General features: G+C 32.1%; 2 protein-coding genes and 1 pseudogene. All 3 read left to right on the top strand.

Annotated features, from left to right (window positions below; translation table 11 throughout):
* The first annotated feature begins 230 nt into the window (after positions 1-230).
* The gene (locus tag AMDU4_RS12400; protein ID WP_021786840.1) at positions 231-1,244 is read left to right on the top strand and encodes a TrmB family transcriptional regulator; all 1,014 of its coding nucleotides are present in this window, start codon (positions 231-233) and stop codon (positions 1,242-1,244) included.
* A gap of 79 nt (positions 1,245-1,323) precedes the next feature.
* A pseudogene (locus tag AMDU4_RS12395) lies at positions 1,324-1,485 on the top strand (IS200/IS605 family transposase); the annotation flags it as partial.
* Between the two features lie 73 nt (positions 1,486-1,558).
* A partial coding sequence (locus tag AMDU4_RS12390) for a helix-turn-helix domain-containing protein (protein WP_290705338.1) occupies positions 1,559-1,981 on the top strand: 423 nt, incomplete at its 3' end.

Raw genomic sequence — 1,981 nt, 5'->3', positions numbered from 1 at the left:
CCCATCTACACATAGAGGAATATACATTTCCCCGACATATCTGGTTATAACATTCCCATTTATTCCTCTTATATCAGCAATTTCATAGTATCCCACCATTCTTGGTCACATGTGATTTTCTATACCTAGTATTTTCAATAGCAAATGATATGAAAATAAAATTATAGTGTCAATAAAGAGAGGCATTATAGCATAAATACATTCTTATATAAAATAATCATATAAAATATATGGGTGAAGACATTTTTTCAAGTCTTTCAAGATTCGGCTTGTCCAATTATGAGATAAAGCTTTATAGAGTCCTTTTGCTTTATGGCCCTAATACCCCTACAGGAGCGGTTAAAATCGCCGGTGTTCCGCAGCCAAGAATATATGATCTTTTTAATGCCTTGCAGGAAAAGGGATTCGTAGATGTTGTTACAGGCAAGAAGCATTTATACAGAGCAGTTCCTGTTGATACTGTTATGCGTAAGGAAATGCTATGGATGGATAACTACATGCAAGAGCTAGACACTTATATAGAAAAACATGTTGAAACGGTGCCTCTTAAAGATCCATATATATGGTTTGTGAAAGGCAACAAAAACGTTCAGGACAGGATAAAATCAATGGTATATTCAGCAAGGAATGAAATTATAATGGCACTTTCCCACGAATCATATAAATATATAAGCACGATTTTGCCAAGGCAGATAAAAAATGGAATAACTGTGGGTTTAGTGTTATTTAATGATACTCCAAAGAAGGAACTTTTGAATGTGACCGAAGGAGTCATACTGAAATACATAGACGGAAAACCGCTTGAAATGGTTCTAGTTGACAGAACATGGGTATTATCAAATCTGAAGGGAGGGCTAGACAACGGTGATTATGCCATATATCTGGAGGAGGATCAGCTCCTTCATGCCCTGAGCTATTATTTCTATTATGAAATATGGGCACCATCGGAATATATTAAATCTCCAGGAGATTTTATTTATTACCGGCTGACAAATATATGGCTTGCGTGCGATATAATAGATTATTACCTTAAAAATAATATAAACCTTAAAGGTGAATTAAATGGATTCTGCAAAAAAAATGATATAACAATTAAGGGAAATATCATTAAAACGGAGCGCATTAACGGAAAAAGACAGACATTTTATATAAGTTCTGAAGGTAAAACATATTCTGTAGGGGGTAAATCGGCGCTTTATGAGGATATTAAATTGATCAATATAACTATTACAAGGGCGGTTTAACATATAAGCGGGAAGTCCCCTTTCGTTAGAGGGGGGATGAAAGTGCAAATTTTATAGCCTATTAAGTTATTATACAACTATGTCACCATATAATCTGGATAAGGGTCAGCATTCAGTGTACTCTTTGTATTACCACTTTATTCAGGTTGTAAAATACAGAAAGAAAGTATTTTTAAGGGAAATATCAGAAACATTCAATGTTGATGTACTGGATATAGAATGCGATAAGGATCATTCCCATAATGGTGTTATGGTTAAAATCATTATACAAGATGTTTTAAAAGAATATGTAGACTCACAGGAGGCAAAAAGGCATGAGGGCTTATAAATTCAGAATATACCCGAATAAAGAGCAAATCAAAAAGATAGATTATATTCTTGATTTATCCTATAATTTATACAATGCAATGTTAGAACAGAGAAAGATGGCATATGAATTAAAGAAGGATTTTTATTATAATATAAATGTTAATTATACATACCAGCAGAATCAATTACCAGAGTTAAAAAAAGAATTCCCTGAATATAAATATATATATTCACAGGTACTTCAGGATGTTGCAAATAGGTTAGACAAAGCATATGATAATTTCTTTAGAAGAATAAATGAAAAGGAAAAAGGTAAAAAAATAAAAGCAGGTTTTCCAAGATTTAAATCAAAGAAAGTATACAAATCATTTACATATACACAATCTGGATTTGAAATATTAGATAAAACACATTTAAAATTATCAAAA

This window comes from Ferroplasma sp. Type II (genome assembly GCF_000496155.1).
This window is presented reverse-complemented; position numbering and strand designations above follow the sequence as displayed.